Origin of the sequence: uncultured Ilumatobacter sp. (assembly GCF_963980585.1) — a bacterium.
Lineage (GTDB): Bacteria > Actinomycetota > Acidimicrobiia > Acidimicrobiales > Ilumatobacteraceae > Ilumatobacter_A.
The window spans coordinates 43,485-66,649 of record NZ_CAXCAM010000006.1; the positions used below are offsets into that span (position 1 = coordinate 43,485).

Consider the following 23,165-nt stretch of genomic DNA (forward strand, 5'->3'; position numbering starts at 1 on the left):
TCAGGATTCCTTCTTCGCAGTGGCCTTCTTCGCGGCAGCTTTCTTCTTGGCGGGCACCTTCTTCGCTGGCATTTTCTTGGCTGCTGCTGCCTTGTTGGCGGGCACCTTCTTCGCTGGCACCCGCTTCGCTGCGGTCTTCTTGGCCGGCACCTTCTTCGCTGCGGTCTTCTTGGCTGCGGTCTTCTTGGCTGCGGTCTTCTTGGCCGGCACCTTCTTCGCTGGCGCCTGCTTCGCTGCGGCCTTCTTGGCCGGCACCCTCTTCGCTGGCGCCTGCTTGATTGGAGTCTTCTTGGCCGGCACCTTCTTCGCTGGCGCCTGCTTGATTGGAGTCTTCTTGGCGGGAATCCGCTCGACGGTGCCAGCACTGGGCGTTGCAGCCTGCTTGGCGGCAGTTTTCTTCGCTCCCGCCTTCTTCGCTGGCACCTTTTTCGCTGGCACCTTTTTCGCTACCGCTTTCTTTGCAGGAGTCTTCTTCACAGCCGCCGTTCTTCGATTCGAGGTCTGCTTGGCAGGAGCCGCTTCGGGCGCTGCGGCCCCGTCGATCTCCTCGGCGTCTTCTCTGGCCTGGTCTGCTTCAGCCTCGGTGATCGCCGCCTCGGCCATATCGGGGAGAGCACAATCAATGCTGCGCCGACTGCCGTTGAAGCTCACCACAATTGCCGTCACCGAATCGCCGACCTTCATGATTGACTTCGCGCTCCGCGGCGTCGGTTCGGCCATCATTCGCAGCGGGATGTACCCACGTGCGTCGTCGCCAATCACGATGTACGCGCCGTGCGACGAATAGGAGTCGACGACGCCCGTGACGCTGGTTCCCACCGGGTGATGCTCGACAAACTCAAGGAACGGCAGCAATTCATTGACCGGGTCCCCGCCACGCGACGGGCGCCTTTCCTGCTGCTGCTTCGGTTCAGCCTGCTTGGCCACCTGCTTCTTGGCGGAGGGCGGCGGGCTCTTCGGAACGGGCATCGGAGCGTTCGCCTCGGGACTCCCGACGCGAGCGGTGCCCTCTTCTTCTTGCTTGCGACTGCGACTCCGACCACCCCGACCGCGACCCGAGCCGGCACCCGAGCTCCCCGACCCACGGGTGGCCTTCCGGCTGACCGGCCCGCGCACCGGGGTACGTGCCACCCAGACCCAACCGACATGCGGGACCGGTTTGCCGCCGATCAGTCGACCTTCGTCGAAGAGCCAGTCGTAATCGCCGTGAAACTCCTGGAAGGAGTCGTTCGAGAGGACAGTCGAGCCAGCCTTGTCGGCGATGCCCAGGACGAAGGCGTCGCCGCGTCCGACGGCACCCGCTGGCGGGGCGACCAGTTCGTTGTTCGAGATGCCTTCCTCGAACTCCTTGGATTCCTTCTTGTCGATGCGGTGACCAAACGTCGCATCGACCACCACCGTGATCTCGGTATCGGGGTTCTCTTCCATGAAGCTCATCACGGCTTCACTGAGTTGCTTCAGGCTCGGCATCGACCGGCCTTCGGTTGCGAGGTTGGACCCGTCGACCACGACGTGGGCGGGTCCCTTGCTGGCGTTCATGATTCAGTTGTCTCGTTCCTGTGAACGGGGCCCGACAAGTTCGGGCCTCCGGGTCGCCGAGCGGGCGACCGTGCGAGGGATTCGACATCGCGACGGGCACCGGCCGTGTTCGCACCAGGTGACCCGAAGCCGAGTCGAGACTTCGTACATCTCCATCGTAGGCTCCCCGACCATGGTGCGAGCGGTTCTCTGGGATTTTGGCGGCGTGATTCTGACGAGTCCGTTCGATGCGTTCAACGACTACGAGGAGGCGCACGGCCTCCCGGCCGACTTCATCCGGTCGGTCAACACGCACAACCCGGACACGAATGCATGGGCGCTCCTCGAGAGAAACGACATCGACCCAGGCGAATTCGACACGCTGTTTGCCACCGAGTCAATGGCCCTTGGCCACCGCATCCCAGGAGCCGACATCCTCGCCCTCCTGTCAGGATCGGTGCGGCCCGAGATGGAAGCCGCTCTTGACGCGGTCATCGCTGCTGGCTACATCACGGCCTGCCTCACAAACAATGTGGTCTCTGACGACACGGGCGCCACCAAGCGTCCAGATGTCGCACAGGTCATGGCAAAGTTCGACCATGTGGTCGAGTCGAGCAAGGTCGGGGTGCGTAAGCCCGAACCCCGATTCTACGAAATCGCGTGTGAGCTCGCCGGAGTCGAGCCGAATGAGTGTGTCTTCCTCGACGACCTCGGCATCAACTTGAAGCCGGCACGGGCGATGGGCATGCAGACGATCAAGGTCGGCAAGCCCGGACCGGCTTTGGACGAGCTCACAACGATCCTCGGAATACCTCTGAAAGACTGACGGATCAGTCCTCGGAGGGAGCAAACATTTCGTCCATGAGCTGCGCAAGCTCTTGGTCGTGGATCGCCTTGCTACCGGTGGCCGGGCTGCCGGACGCCACTCGGGCCACATGACGCAGGTCATAACCTTGGTCCTTGACCCGCCATGTGTTGTGCTCGATGAAGTTCCAGGCACCCATGTTCTCGGGCTCTTCTTGGAGCCAACGCAATTCCGTCGCGTTGGGATACTTCCTCAGAATGGCCAGCATCTGCTCGGTCGGCAGCGGGTAGAGCTGCTCGATACGGACCACAGCGACCGGCTCATTGCGCTTGTCGCGCTCAGCGATTGCATCCCACGCCACCTTGCCTGAGCAGAACACGATACGCCGCACAGCGTTCGCATCGAGATCGCCCGGGTCGTCGAGGACCTCTTGGAACGAACCTGAGGTGAGCTCGTCGATGTGTGAACGCGTCTGCTTCAGGCGCAGGCCAGATTTCGGTGAGAACACGATGAGTGGCGTGTGTCGTTCGGAGTGGACCTGACGACGCAGAAGGTGGAAGAAGTTTGCTGCGGTGGTGGTATTGACCACCTGCATGTTGTCTTCCGCTGCGAGCGTGAGGAAGCGTTCGATGCGCGCCGAGCTGTGCTCGGGACCTTGGCCTTCATAGCCATGTGGCAGCAGGAGGACGACGCCATTCTGCTGGTTCCACTTGTCTTCAGCCGCAACGATGTACTGGTCGATGATGATCTGGGCGCCATTGATGAAGTCACCGAACTGCGCCTCCCAGACAACGAGTGCTTCGCGGTTGGCGTGGCTGTAGCCGTACTCGTAGCCCAGCGCGGCGTACTCGGAAAGCAACGAATCGAACACCCAGAACTTGGCGTCGGCGCTCTCGAGATTGTCGAGCGGGATCCACGCATCGCCGTTCTCGTAGTCGATCAGCGCCGCATGGCGGTGGCTAAAGGTGCCACGCCGCGAATCTTCGCCGGTCAGTCGGACCGGTTGGCCCTCTTGCACAAGCGAGCCGTACGCCATTGCTTCGGCAAGCGCCCAGTCCACATCACCGTCGGCGTACATCTTGGCCCGCGTATCGAACTGCTTTGCCAGCTTCGGGTGAACGGTAAAGCCCTCGGGATAATCGGTGAGCTTGGCGAAGATCTCGTCCAACCTCGACCGCTCGACTCCGGTCGGAATGTGCGGCAGCACACCGACAGGCTTCGGCGGACGGGCCGCCTTGACGTCGCCGGGGTCCTGCGAACGGGTCTCATCAAGGGCGGTCTGGAGCTTGCCATGAAAGTCGCTGAGCGCTTGCTCGGCCTCTTCGATGGTGATGTCACCCCGCCGCACCAGCGTTTCGACGTAGAGCTTGCGGACGCTTCGCCGATCACTGATGGCCTTGTACATGAGCGGCTGGGTGTAGCTCGGATCGTCGCCCTCGTTGTGGCCGTGGCGGCGGTAGCAAACCATGTCGATGACGACGTCTTTGTGAAAGCGCTGGCGATAGTCCCACGCAAGCCGAGCAACTTTGACGCAGGCCTCGGGGTCATCACCGTTGACATGAAAGATCGGCGCCTGGACTGTCTTCGCGACGTCGGAGCAGTAGATCGAAGATCGAGCGAACTGCGGTGCCGTGGTGAAGCCGATCTGGTTGTTGATGATGAGGTGGATCGTGCCACCGATCCGGTACCCGCCGATGTCGCTCATCGCCAGACATTCAGCGACGACACCCTGGCCGGCGAACGCCGCATCGCCGTGGATCAGCAACGGCAGCACGGGATACGAGCCCGGCGGGTCGATCTGGTCTTGCTTGGCGCGAACCATCCCCATCACGATCGGGTCGACGGTCTCAAGGTGGCTCGGGTTGGCGGCGAGCTCGACCGAGATGTCCGCTCCCGAACGGCTGACATACTTGCCCTTGATGCCGAGGTGGTACTTGACGTCGCCGGACCCTTGCACCGACGACGGGTCGAGATGGCCCTCGAATTCGGAGAAGATGGCCTCGTAGTCCTTGCCCATGATGTTCGACAGCACATTGAGCCGTCCACGGTGCGCCATTCCCATCACGGCCGAATCGAGTCCGTCGTCGGCAGCATGGCTGAGAATTTCGTCAAGGATCGGAATGGCCGACTCGGCGCCTTCGATACCGAACCGCTTGGTACCGACGTACTTCGTGGCGAGGAACTTCTCGAACGACTCTGCTGCGTTCAAACGTTCGAGGATGCGGTGCTTTTCGTCTTTGGTCGGCTGCTCGTAGCCATTTTCGACGCGCTCCTGGACCCACTGTTGCTCGTCCGTGCTCTGAATGTGCATGTACTCGACGCCGATGGTGCGGCAGTACGCATCACGCAGCACGCCGAGCAAGTCACCGAGGCGCATCTTGTCGACCCCGCCCACACCGTCAGTGAGGAACTCGCGGTCAAGGTCCCAGATCGTGAGCCCGTAGGTGGCCGGATCGAGCTCGCGCGGCATGTGCGGCTCTTTCCACCGCAGCGGGTCAAGGTCCGCAATGCGATGGCCGCGCACGCGGTGCACGCGAATCAGCTTGGCGACAGCCATCTGCTTTGCCAGCATCGTCTCTTCGCGATTCATCGCGCTGGTGTCTGGCCGCCACTTCACAGCCTCGTATGGCATGTCGAGCGAAGCGAAAATGTCGTCGTAGAAGTTGTGGTCGCCGAGCAGCAGTTCGTGCACGCGCTTCAGGAACAGACCCGACTCGGCGCCTTGGACAATCCGGTGGTCGTAGGTGCTGGTGACCGTGACGACCTTGCTGACGCCAAGTGACGAAAGGTTGCGCGTGTCGGCACCTTCGAACTCGGCCGGGTAATCGATCGAGCCGACGCCGACGATGACGCCCTGGCCCGGCATGAGTCGCGGGACGGACTGCACGGTACCGATGCCCCCCGGGTTGGTGAGGCTGATGTTTGCACCCTGGAAGTCGTCGACGGTGAGCTTGTTCCCCTTGACCTTGCGGATGACTTCCTCGTACGCCGCAAGAAACCCGTTGAAATCGAGCAGGTCGCAGTCGCGCAGTACGGGGACCAACAGCGTCCGGCTACCGTCCTTCTTCTCGACGTCAACAGCGAGACTCATGTTGACGTGATCATTCACGATGAGGCGTGGCTTGCCATCTTCGCCCAGGACGTAGGTGTTCTTCATCGCTGGCACTGCGTCGGCGATGGCCCGCACAATCGCCCAGCCGATGAGGTGGGTAAAGCTGATTTTGGTCTGGCCCGAACGCGCCCTGAAACCGTTAATGACCTTGCGGTTGACTTCAAGCAGCTTGGCAGGGACGTTGCGGAAGCTGGTTGCGGTCGGAACCGTGAGGCTGGCCTCCATGTTGCGAGCAATGGCCGCACCTGCGCCGCGGATCGGTTTTCCCGGTTCCTCAACAGGCTCGGCACTTGCCAGCGCACCATTTGTTGCTGCCGGAGCGGGCGCAGCTGTTGGCGCCGCCGCTGGCGCGGGTGCCGGCAGCGTCTCGGCGGCCACGCCATGCACCTCGGCATTGGCCTTGACCTGGGGTGATGCAGCAGCAGCGGCGGCCACGCTCGGGGCTTGGGAGTGATAGTCAGCGAAGAATTCCTGCCATGACTCGCTCACGGCGCCGGGATCGGCCACGAATCGCTCGTACATCTCCTCGACGAGCCACGAGTTGGCTCCGAATCCTGAACTCTGCGCTTGATCGGCTGGTACTGACACGGCCTGCAGGTTACCTCCCTGGCTTCACCCCCTCTCATCTCAATGCGATACCGCACTCATCACGCAGGCGGAAACCGTCGCGCACTCACTTGCCGCTGCTTCGGCGCTGATACTGGGCTTCGTCAAGATCGACGAGAACCATCGTTCGAAGCTCACCCGCCGCGAGGTCGTGCCGGACATCGGGTGACGGCGGCCGGAGCGACTTGAACAACACTTGACTGTTTCACCCTGGCCGAGCGCAGTGGTCGAACACTACGTTCGGTTCGATGGATTTGACCCAGATGTCTGCAGGCCAAATGGTGAGCGGTGGCGACATTGACGCCTCAACAAATCGGGAACGAACCAGGCAGCGACGCCTACGCCGCCCGCTCGTCATCTTCTCCGTGGTCTTCTCATTCCTTCTGTATCGCTTGATCACCGACAACCCCATTCGCCCCGGTATCCCGGCCTGGCTCACGGGTTCGCCCGAGATCATCATCGCCGTCGGCCTCATTTCGGTGCTCGGCGCAGTCATCCTCATCCCGCTCCTCACCACCGGCCGCTCGCCACACACCGTGCTGCGGGCCAGCGACTCCAAAATTCGACTCGATGATGTGGTCGGCGCAGAACAGACCAAACGTGAGGCAATCGACAGCCTCAACCTGTTCCTGATGAGCGAGACGTTCAAAAGCGAGATGGGCGGCACCGCCCGCCGCGGCGTGCTCTTCGAAGGGCCTCCGGGAACCGGCAAGACCTACTTGGCAAAGGCGATGGCGGCCGAGGCCGGAGTGCCGTTCTTGTTCGTGTCGGCAAGTGAGTTCCAGTCGATGTACTACGGCCAGACCAACAAAAAGATCCGCTCGTTCTTCAAGAGCCTCAGAAAACTCGCTCGCGAAGAGGGCGGCGCCATCGGTTACATCGAAGAATTTGACGCCATCGGCGGCGCCCGCTCCGGCATGGGCGTCAGCTCAATGCGCGAAGGAAGCGTCGGCATCGTCAACGAGCTGCTCGTTCAGATGCAGAGCTTCGACCTGCCGACCGGCGGCGAGAAGTTTCGGGCCAAGCTGATCGACTGGTGGAACAAGTTCATGCCGGCGCACCGTCAGCGCAAGCGTCCGGTGCACAAGGAAGAAAACGTGCTGATCGTCGCGGCAACCAACCGCGCAGCAGACCTCGACCCCGCGCTGATGCGACCCGGCCGTTTCGACCGGGTCATTGGATTCACGCTGCCTCCTCGAACCGACCGTGTCGACATCGCCGAGTACTACCTGGCCCGCAAGAATCACGACGCCGAGGTGACGTCGGAACTCATCGCCGACCTGACAGCGGGCTACACCCCAGTTCGAATCGAGAAGCTCCTCGACGAAGCATTGATCATTGCACTGCGAACCGGTCGTACCTCGATGCAGACCAAGGACGTATTGCAAGCGCAACTGGTCACCGAAGTCGGCGTCGCTCAGGAGATGGGCTATCACCCCGACGAGCGTCGGCGTATCGCCATTCACGAGGCCGGTCACGCACTCACCGCTGTGCTCACTCGTCGCGATGTGAAGATGGCCTCGATTCTGCGGCGCTCATCGGCGCTCGGCTTGGTTGCCCACGGCGATTTGGAAGAACGATTCCTCAAAACGCCGGGTGATGCTCGGGCCCTCATTGCCGTGGCGCTTGCCGGGCGCGCTGCAGAGATTCAGGAATACGGCGAAGCGAGTAGCGGGATCTCTTCCGACCTGGCACTTGCCACCAACATCGCGGCACAGCTCGTCGGTCAGCTCGGCAACGGGCCCGGATTGCTCAGCCTCGAGGCTGCAGCAATGCCGACTGCGGCCAACCTGGTCGCCAAGGTCTTGGCCGACGACGCGAGCCGCGAGGCAGCCGAGGGGTTCATGACCGTTGGGGCCGACCGAGCGGCTGAGATGGTCAGCACGCACCGCGAAGCCCTCCTCGAGATTGCGGACGGGCTCTGCATCAACGATGAGCTCGAAGGCCAGACAATCAAGGAAATCGTTGCCAAGTACGCCGACATCACCGAGCGTCGCGGCCCGGTACGCAAGGCGCCTGCGGCGGACTGAGCCCTCAGATTCGTTCGAGCACGTCGTCGTCGAACAAGGGCGTGATGCCCTGCTCGGCGACGTCAGCACGCAACTCGTCGGCGCTCGGCGCGACGAGATTGCCTGACGCTGCGGCGACGACCATCGGCAGCAGCCGTGCATCACTCGTCGTATTGAGGAACATCTGCGAATGTGACAGCACATAGCGAACGGCCCGGCTGATCGGCTCAGGATCGGTCAGTGGGTCATACCAACTGAACTTTCCAGGCCCGGAGGTCGCACCGTCTGACCACCGGCCGCGAGCAATGGCCTTGATCGTCTGCACCGCTACCTCACGCTCGGAACACAATTCGAGAAGCGCCTCGACATCAGCGCGGTACGCCGGGTTGTCCAGCAGCACAAAGTTGACCGGCAGCAGCACCGAGGCGAAGTCGAACCGTTCGAGACTGCGCAGGTGCATCCCGGCGATACGCAACCCGTGGCCGGTGATGCCGACATGGGAGATCAGCCCTTCCTCCTGCGCGGTTGCGAGCGCTTCGACAGCACCGCCCGGTGCATGAGCGCGTCCCCACTCGTCTTCTTCGACGAGGTTGTGGAGTTGCACCAGGTCGATGTGGTCAACGCCCATTCGATCGAGCGACTTTTCGAGTTCGGCACGTGCACCGGCACCGCTGCGGCGCCCCGTCTTCGTTGCCAGAAAGACCTCCGAGCGATGCTCTGCCAGCCAGGGCTTCAGTCGGTCTTCCGAGGCGCCGTACGAGGCTGCAGTATCGATGTGGTTGATCCCCCACTCACTGACCGACGCCATCGTTGCATCGGCGCGCGCTTGACTCATCGCACCAAGGGCGGCGGCACCGAAAATCACGCGCGTCGAGTCGTGTCCGGTCTTGCCGAATGGTGCAATCGGAAGTGACGTCATGAGCCGAACGTAGCCCAGGCAAGCCTCGGCAGCGTGGTTGCGACGACCGCTTCGACTTCATGCGAGCGACGGCCGCTGACCAAGATGGCTCGGTGACCTTCGACATCACTCGCCCCGCCGCTTTCGACAACCGCGTGACCCGGGATCTCGGCGTCGAGATCCCAATCGTGCAGGCCCCCATGGGCTGGATCGCCCGGTCACAACTTGCGTCGGCCATGTCAGCGACTGGTGCCTGCGGCATCATCGAGACCTCGTCGGGGGAACTCGACGCAGTCAAGGACGAGATCCGCAAGATGCGCGATCTCACCGACAAGCCGTTCGGCGTCAACATCGCGCAGGCCTTCGTGCGGGACCCGGCCATCGCCGAGTTCGTCATCGACCAAGGCGTCAAGTTCGTCACCACCTCGGCCGGCTCACCGACGAAGTACACCGGGATTCTGAAAGCAGCCGGACTCACCGTGTACCACGTGGTGCCGACGCTCGCAGCTGCGCTCAAGGCAGTCGACGCGGGAGTCGACGGCCTGGTTGTTGAGGGCGGCGAGGGGGGAGGCTTCAAGTCACCGACTCCCGTCGCGACCATGGTCCTGCTTCCTTTGATCCGGTCGAAGGTCGATGTCCCCATCATCGCCGCTGGAGGCATCACCGATGGCCCGACGATGGCCGCTGCCTTTGCGCTTGGTGCCGAAGGAGTTCAGATGGGCACGAGGATGGTCTCAGCGGCTGAGTCACCGGTCCACCACAACTGGAAGCAGGCGATCATCGAAGCGCGCGAGACCGACACGCTGTTCCTCAATCAGCGTCACTCCCCTGCGCTCCGTGCGCTCCGCACCGAGAAGACGGAGGCGCTCGTCGACGTCGAGCACAACGTATTCGGCGACTTCGGCAACGCCCTCGACCTGTACTTCGGTGGCGACATGAACGCCGCAATCGCACTGTCGGGCCAAGTTGCCGGGCGCATCGAGTCGGTCGAATCGGTTGCCGACATCGTCGCCGAGACCGTGCGCGGCTTTGCCGAAACCGTCGCGCGACTCCAAGGCTGACCGGCCGGACACGTCCAGTTCCGTTCAGCTCGAGTGGCGTCGGGGTCGCCGCCAACGACTGACCGGCGTCGGTAGCCTGCGCACCTATGGCGCACGAGTTCATCTATCAGGCCTACAAGCTGAAGCGGGTCTACCCCCCGGACAAAACGGTCCTCGAGAACATCTCGCTCTCCTTCTATCCCGGCGTCAAGATCGGTGTGCTCGGCAGTAACGGCGCGGGCAAGTCGTCGCTGCTCAAGATCATGGCTGGCCTCGACGACGGCTTTCAGGGCGAAGCTCGCCTCACCGCTGGCCACACCGTCGGCTACCTAGCCCAAGAGCCACAACTCGACCCTGACAAGACCGTCCGCGGCAATGTGATGGATGGCGTCGCCGAAGTCCAGTCGATCATCGACGATTACAACGCCGTGATGGCGAAATGGGCCGACCCAGACGCCGACTACGACAAGATCGGCAAGCAGCAGGCCGCGCTCGAAGACAAGATCGCCGCGACCGACGCGTGGAGCCTCGATCGCAACGTCGAAATCGCGATGGACGCCTTGCGTTGCCCACCCGATGATGCCGACGTCACCGTGCTATCGGGTGGCGAGCGCCGCCGAGTTGCTCTGTGTCGCCTTCTGCTGTCGCAGCCAGACCTGCTGCTGCTCGACGAGCCGACCAACCATCTCGATGCCGAGTCAGTCGACTGGCTCGAACGTTTCCTCGGCGACTACGCAGGCACCGTGGTCGCCATCACCCACGACCGTTACTTCCTCGACAACGTGGCCCAGTGGATCCTCGAACTCGACCGCGGCCGCGGCATCCCGTTTGAGGGCAACTACTCGAGCTGGCTTGAGCAGAAGCATGACCGCCTCGTTCGTGAAGAGCGCGGCAACGAGGTTCGTCAGCGCACGTTGGAGCGTGAGCTCGAGTGGGTCCGGATGGGCCAAAAGGGACGTCAGGCAAAGGGCAAGGCCCGTCTCGCGGCATACGAAAAGCTGCATGCTGAGGCTAAGGCAGCCGAGACGCAGGACTCAAAGCTGCAGATCACGATCCCTGCCGGTCGTCGTCTCGGCGACCAAGTCATCGAGGTCGAAGGACTGAGTAAGGGCTTCGGTGATCGTCTCCTGATCGACGATCTGTCGTTCTCGCTCCCACCTGCCGGCATCGTCGGCATCATCGGCCCGAATGGCGCCGGCAAGTCGACCCTGTTCAAGATGCTCGCCGGCCGCGAAGAACCTGATTCCGGCTCCATCAAGATCGGCGACACCGTCGACCTCAGCTACGTCGACCAGGACCGCGACGACCTCGACGCCGACGCAACCGTCTATGACGAGATCACCGGCGGCGGTGAAGTGCTCGAAGTCGGTGGTCGTGAAATCCACGGCCGCGCGTACGTGTCGAGCTTCAACTTCAAGGGCACCGACCACGGCAAGCGCGTCGGAGATCTGTCCGGTGGCGAGCGCAACAGGGTCCACCTCGCGAAGCTGTTGAAATCGGGCGGCAATGTGCTGCTGCTCGACGAACCGACCAATGACCTCGACGTCGACACGCTCCGGGCGCTCGAGTCCGGCCTCGAGTCGTTCCCCGGGTGCGCGGTGGTCATCTCCCACGATCGCTGGTTCCTCGACCGCATCGCCACCCACGTCCTCGCGTTCGAGGGCGACAGTCAGGTGCGCTGGTTCGAAGGCAACTTCAGCGAGTACGAAATGCGGCGCAAGCAAGAACTCGGCTCCAGCGCCGATCAGCCCCACCGCATTAAGTACAAGAAGCTGAACTGAGCCTGTTGGCCGCGACGTCGACGTCGACGTCGACGTCAAGTCTGCGCCACCACCATCTCGGTTGACTCAAACGTGAGTATTTGATTCAAACCGATCGAGAATCGCGCTGACCACCACCGCCCAAATTGCCGAAGTCGGCTTGAGCGCGTCCTTGTGCGTTTCGCCCGGCACCAGCACCGCATCCGCTACATCGCCGGCGGATCGCGCTGCCTCGACGAATGCAGTCGAGTGCCTCGGGTGCACCGTGGTGTCGGCCTGGCCGTGGACGCAGAGGGTCGGTACATCGAGCGGAAGCATGTGGATTGGTGACGTGGTTGACCACCGGCTGGATTCCGGAGCGCGAGCGGTGAGGTCCCGGACCGGCTGGGAGCCGTTCGACCACATGCGTTCGAGATCGGTGGGGCCAGCCATCGACACAGCGAGCGCCGGAGCAATGTTTGCGGTCGCTGACCCGATGAGGGCCAGGTGGCCCCCAGCGGAATGCCCGACGACCACGACTCGATCTGCATCGAGATCCAGCCCCGACATGTTGTCTGTGATCAACTCGATGGCAGTCCGGGCATCGTCGAAGGTCTCGGGCCAGCCGCCGCCTCCTCCGAGGCGACCCACGCGGCGATAGTCGACGTTGAACAGCCCCCAGCCCCGTCGAGTCACGTCACGCGCGAGCAGCCACATCACCCACCGGTTGTAGGGCCAACTCCACGATCCACCATGGAGGAGCACGATCGTTGGTGCCGCTGGGCGGCCTGTTTCCCGACGCTCTGGGGACCGGTACGCACCGACCTGATGCCGGCTCGGGCCGTATCGGACCTTGCGCGTCCGCCTCATCACGACCGCGCTCGCCTTGCCGTCGCCATCCCCGTCATCGCCCGGTGCAGTTGCTCAGTCGAAGGCCGTTCACGCCGGTCAAGATATGTCATCACCCGCTCCCAGCACCACCTCTCCCCGGAGGCTCCGGACGGCTCGCAGCGATGTCCGACGATGACACCGCCGTTGCCCGCCATTCTGATCGCGAAATTGCGATGGTGTTTCGATCACACGGACCAGTCAGAATGCTCCGATGCCGAGCGCCCCACCCGTCACCGAGACGGATGCCCAGTTGGCGACCCGGCTCGCTGTCGAAGCTGGCGAACTGCTGGTCGCGCTGCGCGCCGAAATGTTTGCTGCGGGTGCCTCGATCTGGGACGTACGGGATGCTGGCGATGCTGCTGCTCAGCGGTACCTGGCGGGCGAACTGCACACGCACCGCGCCGATGACGCGGTGCTGTCAGAGGAGGGTCTCGAAGACGTTCGCCGCTACGAAGCCGATCGGGTGTGGATCATCGACCCGCTCGATGGCACCCGCGAGTACGGCGAGCCGGGCCGCCACGACTGGGCGGTGCATGTCGCCCTCTGGGAACGAACACACTTCGGCGCCGCGGCGGTCAGTCTGCCGGCCGTCGACCTGGTCTTCTCCACCGACCCACCCGCCCCAATGCCGGAGCAGGTCCGCGACCGCCCGCGACTTGTCACATCACGTAGCCGCGCCCCCTATGCGGCGGTGCTCGTTGCCGAGGGCCTCGGCTGCGATGCAGTACGACTCGGGTCTGCCGGAGCCAAGGCCATGGCCGTCGTGATGGGTGAAGCCGACATCTACGTGCACGATGGCGGGATGTATCAGTGGGATTCTGCCGCGCCCGCTGCCGTCGCGATGGCGGCGGGATTCCACGCGAGCCGAGTCGACGGTTCGCCGCTCGTGTACAACGAGCGCGACCCCTGGCTGCCCGACTTCTTCGTGTGCCGCCCCGAGTTGGCCGAAGGCGTGCTGAAAGCGATCTGGGGATGACCGACCCGCCAACCATCCCGCCAACCATCCCGCCAACCATCCCACCGACGATCCCACCGAACGATGGCTTGCCAGCCGCTGGCGAAGCATCGGCGGTTCGCTGGGCGGTTGACGGCCCGGTGGCAACCGTCTGGTTGCATCGCCCACACCGCCACAACGCCTGGACAGGCAAGATGCACGCCGAGTACCGCCAGGTGATGGCCGACCTCGAACATCGCAACGGCGTCCGTGCCGTCGTCGTCACCGGTACTCCCCCGGCCTTCTGCGTCGGTGGCGATTCCGAGGCGCTGGCTGGCCACGTCGATAAAGGCGGTTACGACACCGGGCTGCCGCCAGAGGTCGCTCAACCAGGGGGCGGCGACCGACTCGACGCGGACTTCGCGTGGCAGTTGGGCTACCGGCTGCCGATCATCGCGGCCGTCAACGGAGCCTGCGCCGGAGTCGGCCTGGCCCTCGCCCTTTTCTCCGACCTGCGTTTCGGTGCGGCAGCTGCAAAGCTCACCACCGCTGCACCCAAACTGGGGCTGCCCGCCGAGTACGGCATGAGCTGGACGCTACCGCGACTCGTCGGCGTGGCCCGGGCCACTGATCTCCTGCTCTCAGGGCGCATCGTCACAGTGGCTAACACCGCCGACTGGGGTCTTTGGAACGGCGTCGAAGCCGACGGTGATGCTTCACTCGCGGCTGCCCAGCAGTATGCCCGCGACCTCGCAGCCTCAACCGGACCACTCGCTGTAGCAACCACCAAGCAGCAGATCGCTGATGATCTCCTGCGCCACGACCCGGCCCAGTCTGTCAACGACTCGATTCGCCTCCTCGACGTCGCGATGGGAACCGCCGAATACGCCGAAGGCATTGCGGCACTCCGCGAGAAGCGTCCCCCGAATTTCTCGCTCTGAGCGCCGTTCCGATACGAGACAGTCGCCGCCCCGCCCAACCCGGGGGTTGACGCTTCGCTGTCGCTCCGCGACGATGGTGTCACCACGCAACCCACTCCGAGCCCACCGCGTTGGAGACGGCTACTGCTCGGCACGGCAGGGGTTGCAGTCCTGGCTGGCTGGGGATCTGTGGCACTCGCGCAGAGTGACGATTCGGTCCTCGACCCGAACGCCACCCTGGCACCCAACGCGACCGGCCAGTGCACCGCATCGGCAACGATCGCTGGCGGGTTCACCATCGATCCCTATGCCAGCAGCGGCGTCTACGTCGTCCCAATCACGGGCTCCGCGAACTACACCGGGTCCGTCGCCGTAGCCGAAGGCACACGGCCTGCTTCTGGGAAGGTCGAGATCAAGACGCCGCCTGGGATTCCCAGCATCACCCTCGACGACCAATGGACATGGGGACCCGAGGTGACTGGCGTCGGAAAGGCGGGCACGGTGAGCTGGGAACTCTCCGACTGGTTGCCTCGCGACGTCGAACTCACCATCAGCGGCGTACACAATGAGAATGGCGCCATCTTCTGCGAGGGGTCGGTCAAGGTCTCGTTCGATGGCAGCCCCTGGGATTCTCCGATCACCCCGTTGTCGTTGGGCGGAACCGCATTGGCACTCGGCGGGTTGGCCTGGACCGCTCGAAGCAAGGCCGCAGCATGATGGTGAAGCGCATTCTCGGCCCGATTTTCGGGCTCCTGCTCGGCATTTTCCTCGCCGTCGACTTCATCATCTTCGGTGTCATCGCATTCGACAGTGTCCTGGTCGTGGTCCTTCCGGTCGTCGGCCTGGTACTGGGCGGCGTCCTTGCGTTCACCTCACCGCTCGGGAAAACGTCGACGGTCGGCACCGGCGACACCGGCGACACCATTGCCGAGCCTCAGGACGACAGCGCAGCAATCACATCAGACGGCGCTTGAACCAGCTCGATCAACACACCCTCGCCTGACTGCGGCGTCGCTTCGTTGCCCTTCGGGTGGATGAAACACACATCATGGCCGGAGGCCCCCTTGCGGATTCCGCCCGGCGTGAACCGCATACCCTGCTCGCTCAACCAGGCAACGGCAGCTTCGAGATCGTCAATCCAGAGACCGACATGATTGAGCGTCGGCACGTGCACCTTCGGTGACACATCAGGGTTGAGCGGTTGCATCAGGTCGATCTCGACTGCGTGCGGGCCGGTCCCCAGCTGGAGGATGTCTTCGTCGACGTTTTCCGACTCGCTGACGTAGTCACCCACTTTGGTGACGCCGAACAGACCAGACCACAGGCCGGAGAGCGCAGATTTGTCAAGACCTCCGATCGCGATCTGCTGAATACCGAGCACGTTGAAGGGGCGTTCTGCCATGCCCAATGTTGGCAGCTGTGCGGCGGCGCGCGGCAATCAGTGGTGAACTCGAGCAATCCCGGGACGCAGAACTGCTCGTTTACGGAAGAGGCCGGCAGCGAAGCCCGACAGCACACACACTTCGGCGGCAGTGAAGAAGATCGCGCTCATGACATTGTTTCGGCACGATCGACGTGTCGCTTGACTCACGATTCCGTCACCCTCAGCGATGCTCATTCCCCAGGTTTCCGGCATCCTTGAGGTCATGTCGACTGCCTCCGGCTCCACTACTGCCCACACTGCTGGCGCCGATCGGGCCTGGGCAGCGTTCACCGAGGCCGGTCCGTGGGAAGTCCAGCGCGACGACGTCCGCTGGCTCGGCCTTGCTGCGACGCTGCGAGCAGCTGCGCAGGCCGAGGTTCCGCAACTGACGAAGCCCTCAAGATTGCCACCAGGGTCGCGAGTGCTGACGGTGTCGTCGCGCCTCGGTCGCGCTGTGGTGCCGTGGTTGATCCAGAAACGCCGTGGCGCTTTCGACACACCAGAGGCAAGCCGAGCCGTCATCTCACAGCGCCTCCGTGAGGCTGCGGAGCACCTCGGGCCGACCTACATCAAACTCGGTCAGATCATCTCGTCCGGCGAAGGGCTCTTCCCCGCCGAATTGGTCGAGGAATTCAAGAAGTGCCGTGACCAGGTGCCCGCCGAACCCTTTGATGTCGTCCGGCGCACGGTCGAAGAAGACCTGGGCGCTCGACTCGAGGATGTCTTTTCATCGTTCGACGAAACTGCTCTGGCAGCAGCTTCAATCGCGCAGGTCCATGGCGCAACTCTGCTCACCGGCGAAAACGTCGTCGTCAAGGTACAGCGACCATCGGTGTCGCAATTCGTCCGTAAAGACCTCCGCGTCATGGCCTGGCTGGCCCCGCACCTCGTCGGCCGCATCCCGGTCGCGGCCCTTGCCAACCCTCCGTCGCTCGTCGAACTTTTCGCCGAGACGATCGTCGAAGAACTCGACTTCCGGATGGAAGCGGCCAACATGCTCGATGTTGCGGCAATGCTGCACGACCTCGAGCAAGATCGCTACGTCGTCCCGCGGCCTCACCCCACGTTGGTCACGCGCCGAGTACTCGTGATGGAGCGGGTGTACGGCTTCAACTTCGACGACGTCGCTGGCATGCAAGATGCAGGGATCGACACCGAAGACGTGGTGCGTACTGCGATGGTCGCCTTCATGGAAGGAGCCGTGGTGGAGGGCATCTTCCACGGCGACCTCCACGGCGGCAACCTCTTCGTTCTCGAAGACGGTCGAACCGCCCTGCTCGACTATGGCATCGTCGGTCGTCTCAGCGGCCCGCGCCGCAACGCCTTCTTACGGCTCATGTTGGGTGCGACCACCAACGACGTCAAAGGCCAGATGGCAGCGTTACGCGATCTCGGTGCGCTTCCTGCCGACACAGATCTCGATGCGGTCATTTCTGACCTGCGACTCGACCGAGACGTGATCGACCCGACCACGCTCACCGGCGAAGAGATGGTCACCGAGGTCCAGCGAATCGTCAAGGCCTTGCTCGGGTATGGCGCAAAGCTGCCCAAGGAGTTGATGCTCTACGTCAAGAACCTCGTGTTTCTCGACGGCGCCATCGCTCGACTCGCACCCGACCTTGATCTGCTCAGCGAAGTGGCAAACATTTCCATGCTCTTCGCGCAGAAGCATGGAGAACGGCTGGGGCGCGAACTCGGTGTTGACCCGTCCGCCGTCGAGTTCGACCTCGATGGTGTCAAGGCGAGCATGGGCCTCGAAGCCGATGTGAACTCGATCACGTACAAGGAACTGCAGGAACGTCGAGCGCTGATCCAGAAGCGCATGCAGGCCCACGTCGAATCGACTCGCTGATCAATGCGGTAGCGTCGCACCCCGTGCGCCTGGTCATTGCCCGCTGTTCCGTTGACTACGCAGGCAAGTTGGCTGCCCACCTCCCTGAGGCCAACCGGTTGATCATGGTCAAAGCCGACGGCTGCGTGGCCATCCATGCTGACGGTGGCGCCTACAAGCCGCTGAACTGGATGAACGCGCCGAACAAGGTGGTCGAAGAACACAACGAATCAGCTGGCCGTCATCGTTGGATTGTCACGAATCCCAAGAAGGAAACGCTGACAATCACACTCCACGAGGTGTTCAGCGATTCCGACCATGAGTTGGGCACGGACCCAGGCCTCCAGAAAGATGGCGTTGAGGCACACCTCCAGGAGTTACTGGCAGCAAGCCCTGCGGCCATTGAGGACGGACTCACGCTCGTCCGACGCGAGTACCCCACCGCCATCGGACCAATCGATCTCGTCTGTCGCGACGAGGCGGACATTGTCGTTGCCGTCGAGGTCAAACGACGCGGCGAGATCGACGGCGTCGAGCAGCTCACTCGCTACATCGAGCGCTTGAAGCTCGACTCCTCGCTCGGCGACATCCGCGGGGTGTTCGTTGCGCAGGTCGTCAAACCGCAAGCCAAGGTGCTCGCTGAATCTCGCGGCTTCACGTGGGTCGAAGTCGACTACGACGAGCTGCGCGGCATGAAACCCGACGAGCTCCGACTGTTCTGACGATCCGGTCAGCAGGACAGGCCTGGCCACGCCAGTCGAGCATTGACCACATAGACGAAGCCGTCGTCCACGAACACGCTGTCCGCTGCTGCGGTCTCGAAGAGCTCACCGACCTCAACGTCAGGCAGAGAGAAACACCCCTCGTCTCGAAGCCGCCGCGACGCGTTCTGTGGCCAGTCGATCACCGGGTTCTCAGACTCCGAGAAGGCCTGCGCCGGCCCCAACACTCGAGCGACGTAGTCGTAGCGGTCTGGGAGGAAGAATGAGACGTCGCCCAGCTCATCGCCAACGACGGTAGAGAGCGCCGCGAGATCCTCCGGCGCTGCTCCCCGAGCAACCGCTTCGTCAACGAGGGCGACGCCCGCTGTCGTCAGCGATTGCTCCCACACATCGGCGAGCAACAGCCCCGCTCGGGCTTGCCCCGCAGGAGCCGAATAGATCACCCGTCCGTCATCAGTCACCACCAGCAGAGCGGGAGCCAGGAGCGTGTTCGAGGCTCGACTTTCGTCGCCATCGTTCACAAGGAGTGCAACACCGTCTGGATACTCGACGGCCTGCCCATCAGACGAGCAGGCTGCAGTCAACGCGGCGGCGGCCAGAAGCAGCAAGAACCGCCCGCCGTACATCGTTGGCAGATTAGCTGTCGTTCCCACTCGACTGAGCGCGCTGCGCTACCGTCTGCGCCATGAGTCAGGAAGTACGCGGAATTATTGCCAAGGCCAAGGGCGAGCCAGTCACGCTCGAAACCATCGTCATTCCAGATCCCGGTCCGGGCGAGGCCGTCGTCGCCATTCAGGCTTGCGGCGTCTGCCACACCGACCTCCACTACCGCGAAGGTGGAATCAACGACGAGTTCCCCTTTCTGCTCGGGCACGAGGCGGCGGGCATCGTCGAATCCATCGGTGAGGGCGTCACCAACGTTGTGCCCGGTGATTTTGTCATTCTCAACTGGCGCGCTGTGTGCGGCAACTGCCGGGCGTGCAAGCGGGGACAGCCGCAGTACTGCTTCGACACACACAACGCTGAGCAGAAAATGACGCTCACCGACGGCACGGAGCTGTCACCCGCTCTCGGCATCGGCGCCTTCTGCGAGAAGACGCTCGTCCACTCCGGACAGTGCACCAAGGTCAACCCCGAAGCGCCGGCCACCGTGGCCGGGCTGCTCGGGTGCGGCGTCATGGCCGGCATCGGCGCAGCGATCAATACGGGCGGGGTCTCGCGCGGCCAAAGCGTTGCCGTCTTCGGTTGCGGTGGCGTCGGCGATGCCGCGATAGCTGGCGCCAAGCTCGCCGGAGCATCAAAAATCATTGCCGTCGACATCGACGACCGCAAGCTCGAATGGGCTCAGCAGTTCGGGGCAACACACATGGTCAATTCAAAGAACACCGACCCAGTCGAGTTCATTCGGTCCGTGACCGACGGCAACGGTGCAGATGTGTGCATCGAAGCGATTGGCCATCCCGACGTCTACAAGCAGTGCTTCGAGGCGCGCGATCTTGCTGGCACTGTCGTGCTCGTCGGCGTGCCCAATCCCGAGATGACCATCGAGCTGCCGTACATCGAAATCTTCGGCCGTGGCGGCTCGCTCAAGTCGTCGTGGTACGGCGACTGCTTGCCCGAGCGCGACTTCCCGATGCTCATCGATCTCTACCTGCAGGGACGGCTCGACCTCGGCGGTTTCGTCTCGGAGACCATCAAACTCGACGACGTCGAAGAGGCGTTTCACAAGATGGAGCGCGGCGATGTGCTCCGCTCCGTGGTGGTGCTGTGACGATCGAGCTGGTCACCACTGACGGCATCTTCGCCCTCGACGGCGGCGAGTGGGAGGTCACCAACAACATCTGGTTGGTTGGCGACGACAAAGAAGTCGTGATCTTCGACGCGGCGCATGATCATCAGCCGATCCTGGACGCCGTCAACGGCCGCAACGTCACCGGCATCGTGTTGACGCATGGCCACAACGATCACATCAACGCCGCAGTCGCGCTGCGCGAGGCAGTTGATGCGCCGATCCTCCTCCACGAGTTCGACCGATTTCTTTGGGATGTCGTCCACCCCGATCACGACTTCGATGGCCCACTCGAGCCGGGCCGCACGATCAGCGCCGGCGGTCACGAGCTCGGCATCTTGCACACGCCCGGACACTCCCCGGGCTGCTGTTGCTTCCACGACGTCGCGACCGGCGCCGTTATCAGTGGCGACACACTGTTCTGCGGCGGGCCTGGCGCTACCGGCCGCGTCTACTCCGACGAGCCGACCATTCTCGCGACAATCCGCAACGTGCTGCTCGAACTGCCCGACCACACCGTCGTCCACACCGGCCATGGCGACAGCACCACCATCGGCGCCGAACGCGCCGGCGTCCTCGCCCGCGCCGCCGAACTCAACCTGTGACCTCGGGACGCCCAGTCAAGGGGTTCGTTCAACACTACGCCTGGGGCGATACGCACTTCTTGCCAGAACTCCTGGGGCTCGTACCCGACGGCCAACCGTGGGCAGAGTTATGGCTCGGCACGCACCCCAATGGCCCCACGCAGCTCGCCGATGGATCACCGCTGACCACCCTCACCGGCGAGTTGCCCTACCTTTTGAAGGTCCTCAGCGCGGCCGAACCGCTCTCGCTGCAAGCACACCCCACCATCGCACAAGCACGCGAGGGATTCGACAGCGGCGTGTTCGCCGACCCGTATGCCAAGCCCGAACTCCTCGTCGCACTCACGCCATTCGAGGCCTTGTGTGGAGTCAGGCCCGAAGCCCGAACCATCGAACTGCTGCAGGCAATCGGTGCTGACGATCTCGCCCATGTGGTGGCAGCCGAGGGTGCCGGGACAGCAATGCATCGCCTGTACCGCGGCGAGCTTGATCCAGCTTCAGCTGTGCAGGCGTGCGCGTCAAGCGATCGGCCCGAAGCGATGTGGGTGCAGCAGCTGGACACCATGTATCCCGGCGATCCAAGCGTGGCCGTGACACTGCTCCTCAATCACGTCTCACTGCTGCCTGGCGAAGCCCTCCACCTCACCGCAGGGAACCTGCACGGCTACCTGAGAGGTTCTGGCATCGAGCTGATGCAAGCGAGCGACAACGTCGTCCGCGGCGGCCTCACCGTCAAGCATGTCGACATCGACCTGCTCCTCGACATCGTCGATCCAACGCCACTGGCCGAACCGGTCATGCAGGTGGTCGACGGTCGGTACGAACTCCCGGAGGCAGGTGTGCAGTTGATCTGGCTCGACGCCGGGGAACACCACACCTCGACGGGCCACGAACTCGCTCTCTCCGTCGCCGGCGAGCAGCTTTACCTGGCACCAAGCACCGAATTCGTCGCATCCGCGGACACGTTTGTCGTCACCTCGACCTGAACGGCGTCACCCGCATCCAGCCGGGTCAGGCCTTCCTGCGAATCTCCACGATTTTCTCGCTCGCGGCATTGGCATCGTCACCCTGCTCTTCGAGCAACTTCGCACGATCCTTTTCTGCCTCGCGACGCGCTTTGTCCAAGTCGGCACGCTCGAGTGCGGCGTCGATGCCGTGCTCGTTGATGAACTCTGCCCATTCGACGAGTTGATCGACCATCTCGTCCTCGGGCACGACGGCGACGTTCTGTCCCTTGATGAACAGATGGCCGCGCTTGTTCCCCGCAGCGATACCGATGTCGGCGTCGCGCGCCTCGCCCGGTCCGTTCACGACGCAACCCATCACGGCGACTTGAAGTGGCAGCTTGCGTTCGCCGAACGCCTCCATTGCCTCATTCGCCACCTTGATGACATCGACTTCAGCGCGGCCGCACGACGGGCAGGCAATGAGGTCAATATTCTTGCGTTCACGCAGTCCCAGAGCTTCGAGGAGTTGACGACCGGCCTTGGCCTCTTGGACTGGGTCCGCAGTGAGCGAGTAGCGGATCGTGTCGCCGATGCCTTCCAGCAGCAGGGTGGCAATACCGGCTGTGGCCTTAATCAAGCCGGCCGGCGGCGGACCGGCTTCGGTGACGCCCAGGTGGAGCGGATGGTCAGTGACCTCGGACAGCATGCGATAAGCATCGACCATGAGCGGCACACTCGATGCCTTGACCGAGATCTTGATGAGGTCGAAACCAACTTCGTCGAAGTAAGCGATTTCGGTCATGGCTGATTCGACCATCGCCTCGGGCGTGGCACCACCGTACTTTTCGTAGAGCTTCGGGTCGAGCGAACCGGCGTTGACACCGATGCGAATCGGGAGGTTCCGGTCCTTGGCTTCGGCTGCCACGGTCTTGATGTGTTCCGGCTTGCGGATGTTGCCTGGGTTCAGACGCAAACCGTCGACACCCGCCTCCATGGCTGCCATTGCCATCTTGTACTGGTGATGGATGTCAGCGATGATCGGCACCGGTGATCGCGGCACGATCTGGGCAAGCCCTTCAGCAGCCTCGATCTCGTTACACGTGCACCGCACGATGTCAGCGCCAGCGGCGGCAAGGGCATAAATCTGCTGCAGCGTGCCTTCGACGTCAGCCGTCTTCGTAATCGTCATCGATTGAATGGTGATCGGAGCGTCGCCACCGACCTTGACGTCGCCGACAGAGATCTGGCGAGTGGTCTTCCGAGGAACCGAGCTGGTGACCTGCATGGAGTCAACGATACGCGGTGGATGGAGACAGCGGTCGGACAGGGTCCCCCAGCAAGCACTACCTCGGAGTCATGAAGCCACTGACAGCGAGGCGAGCGCAGCGAGCTTCGAG

Annotated in this window: 20 protein-coding genes; 13 read left to right on the top strand and 7 right to left on the bottom strand. The window is 63.2% G+C overall.

Annotation, left to right across the window (positions count from 1 at the left end):
* The gene (locus ACH2DW_RS03435) at nt 1-1,539 is read right to left on the bottom strand and encodes a histone H1-like repetitive region-containing protein (RefSeq protein ID WP_394928311.1); all 1,539 of its coding nucleotides are present in this window, start codon (nt 1,537-1,539) and stop codon (nt 1-3) included.
* 172 nt (nt 1,540-1,711) lie between these two features.
* Between ACH2DW_RS03435 and ACH2DW_RS03440 the strand changes: the two genes are divergently transcribed.
* Complete coding sequence (locus tag ACH2DW_RS03440) at nt 1,712-2,344, top strand: HAD-IA family hydrolase (protein ID WP_394928312.1); 633 nt, start codon at nt 1,712-1,714, stop codon at nt 2,342-2,344.
* 4 nt (nt 2,345-2,348) lie between these two features.
* On the opposite strand, the gene ACH2DW_RS03445 is transcribed toward ACH2DW_RS03440, so the two are convergent.
* The gene (locus tag ACH2DW_RS03445) at nt 2,349-6,023 is read right to left on the bottom strand and encodes a multifunctional oxoglutarate decarboxylase/oxoglutarate dehydrogenase thiamine pyrophosphate-binding subunit/dihydrolipoyllysine-residue succinyltransferase subunit (RefSeq protein ID WP_394928313.1); all 3,675 of its coding nucleotides are present in this window, start codon (nt 6,021-6,023) and stop codon (nt 2,349-2,351) included.
* A 266-nt stretch (nt 6,024-6,289) separates the two neighbouring features.
* Between ACH2DW_RS03445 and ACH2DW_RS03450 the strand changes: the two genes are divergently transcribed.
* Nucleotides 6,290-8,071 carry an AAA family ATPase gene (locus ACH2DW_RS03450; protein WP_394928314.1) on the top strand — a complete coding sequence of 594 codons (1,782 nt, stop codon included), beginning with the start codon at nt 6,290-6,292 and terminating at the stop codon, nt 8,069-8,071.
* 4 nt (nt 8,072-8,075) lie between these two features.
* On the opposite strand, the gene ACH2DW_RS03455 is transcribed toward ACH2DW_RS03450, so the two are convergent.
* Nucleotides 8,076-8,969 carry an aldo/keto reductase gene (locus tag ACH2DW_RS03455; RefSeq protein WP_394928315.1) on the bottom strand — a complete coding sequence of 298 codons (894 nt, stop codon included), beginning with the start codon at nt 8,967-8,969 and terminating at the stop codon, nt 8,076-8,078.
* Nucleotides 8,970-9,061: 92 nt separating this feature from the next.
* On the opposite strand from ACH2DW_RS03455, the gene ACH2DW_RS03460 reads away from it, so the two are divergent.
* Nucleotides 9,062-10,009 carry an NAD(P)H-dependent flavin oxidoreductase gene (locus tag ACH2DW_RS03460; protein ID WP_394928316.1) on the top strand — a complete coding sequence of 316 codons (948 nt, stop codon included), beginning with the start codon at nt 9,062-9,064 and terminating at the stop codon, nt 10,007-10,009.
* 86 nt (nt 10,010-10,095) lie between these two features.
* The gene (gene ettA, locus ACH2DW_RS03465) at nt 10,096-11,769 is read left to right on the top strand and encodes an energy-dependent translational throttle protein EttA (protein ID WP_394928317.1); all 1,674 of its coding nucleotides are present in this window, start codon (nt 10,096-10,098) and stop codon (nt 11,767-11,769) included.
* Between the two features lie 66 nt (nt 11,770-11,835).
* On the opposite strand, the gene ACH2DW_RS03470 is transcribed toward ettA, so the two are convergent.
* A complete protein-coding gene (locus ACH2DW_RS03470) occupies nt 11,836-12,597 on the bottom strand; it encodes an alpha/beta hydrolase family protein (RefSeq protein ID WP_394928355.1) in 762 nt (253 codons plus the stop codon).
* Between the two features lie 232 nt (nt 12,598-12,829).
* Here ACH2DW_RS03470 and ACH2DW_RS03475 point away from each other — a divergent pair, with 232 nt between their 5' ends.
* From ACH2DW_RS03475 to ACH2DW_RS03490, 4 genes are all read left to right on the top strand, one after another.
* Complete coding sequence (locus tag ACH2DW_RS03475) at nt 12,830-13,594, top strand: inositol monophosphatase family protein (RefSeq protein WP_394928318.1); 765 nt, start codon at nt 12,830-12,832, stop codon at nt 13,592-13,594.
* Complete coding sequence (locus tag ACH2DW_RS03480; protein ID WP_394928319.1) at nt 13,591-14,493, top strand: enoyl-CoA hydratase-related protein; 903 nt, start codon at nt 13,591-13,593, stop codon at nt 14,491-14,493. The genes ACH2DW_RS03475 and ACH2DW_RS03480 overlap by 4 nt, the downstream gene beginning before the upstream one ends.
* Nucleotides 14,494-14,661: 168 nt before the next feature.
* Entirely contained in the window at nt 14,662-15,189 is a 528-nt protein-coding gene (locus ACH2DW_RS03485; protein ID WP_394928320.1) for a hypothetical protein, read from the top strand.
* Nucleotides 15,186-15,446 carry a hypothetical protein gene (locus ACH2DW_RS03490; protein ID WP_394928321.1) on the top strand — a complete coding sequence of 87 codons (261 nt, stop codon included), beginning with the start codon at nt 15,186-15,188 and terminating at the stop codon, nt 15,444-15,446. Before ACH2DW_RS03485 ends, ACH2DW_RS03490 begins: the two co-directional genes overlap by 4 nt.
* Here ACH2DW_RS03490 and ACH2DW_RS03495 read toward each other — a convergent pair.
* Nucleotides 15,407-15,874 carry a VOC family protein gene (locus ACH2DW_RS03495; RefSeq protein WP_394928322.1) on the bottom strand — a complete coding sequence of 156 codons (468 nt, stop codon included), beginning with the start codon at nt 15,872-15,874 and terminating at the stop codon, nt 15,407-15,409. The genes ACH2DW_RS03490 and ACH2DW_RS03495 overlap by 40 nt on opposite strands.
* Before the next feature lie 244 nt (nt 15,875-16,118).
* On the opposite strand from ACH2DW_RS03495, the gene ACH2DW_RS03500 reads away from it, so the two are divergent.
* Entirely contained in the window at nt 16,119-17,747 is a 1,629-nt protein-coding gene (locus tag ACH2DW_RS03500; protein WP_394928323.1) for an ABC1 kinase family protein, read from the top strand.
* A gap of 23 nt (nt 17,748-17,770) precedes the next feature.
* Entirely contained in the window at nt 17,771-18,448 is a 678-nt protein-coding gene (gene nucS / locus ACH2DW_RS03505; protein WP_394928324.1) for an endonuclease NucS, read from the top strand.
* Between the two features lie 8 nt (nt 18,449-18,456).
* Here the strand turns inward: nucS and ACH2DW_RS03510 are convergent, their stop codons facing one another.
* Nucleotides 18,457-19,101: a hypothetical protein gene (locus ACH2DW_RS03510; protein ID WP_394928325.1), complete on the bottom strand. Its 645-nt coding sequence runs from the start codon at nt 19,099-19,101 to the stop codon at nt 18,457-18,459.
* A gap of 32 nt (nt 19,102-19,133) precedes the next feature.
* Between ACH2DW_RS03510 and ACH2DW_RS03515 the strand changes: the two genes are divergently transcribed.
* Genes ACH2DW_RS03515 through manA form a run of 3 tightly spaced genes read left to right on the top strand, consistent with a single transcriptional unit; the run spans nt 19,134 to nt 21,807 of the window.
* Nucleotides 19,134-20,219 carry an S-(hydroxymethyl)mycothiol dehydrogenase gene (locus ACH2DW_RS03515; RefSeq protein ID WP_394928326.1) on the top strand — a complete coding sequence of 362 codons (1,086 nt, stop codon included), beginning with the start codon at nt 19,134-19,136 and terminating at the stop codon, nt 20,217-20,219.
* A complete protein-coding gene (locus ACH2DW_RS03520; RefSeq protein WP_394928327.1) occupies nt 20,216-20,842 on the top strand; it encodes an MBL fold metallo-hydrolase in 627 nt (208 codons plus the stop codon). The genes ACH2DW_RS03515 and ACH2DW_RS03520 overlap by 4 nt, the downstream gene beginning before the upstream one ends.
* Nucleotides 20,839-21,807, top strand: coding sequence for a mannose-6-phosphate isomerase, class I (manA, locus tag ACH2DW_RS03525; RefSeq protein ID WP_394928328.1), 969 nt, complete (start codon nt 20,839-20,841; stop codon nt 21,805-21,807). The genes ACH2DW_RS03520 and manA overlap by 4 nt, the downstream gene beginning before the upstream one ends.
* A 25-nt stretch (nt 21,808-21,832) precedes the next feature.
* On the opposite strand, the gene ispG is transcribed toward manA, so the two are convergent.
* Entirely contained in the window at nt 21,833-23,053 is a 1,221-nt protein-coding gene (gene ispG / locus ACH2DW_RS03530; RefSeq protein WP_394928329.1) for a flavodoxin-dependent (E)-4-hydroxy-3-methylbut-2-enyl-diphosphate synthase, read from the bottom strand.
* Nucleotides 23,054-23,165: the final 112 nt, after the last annotated feature.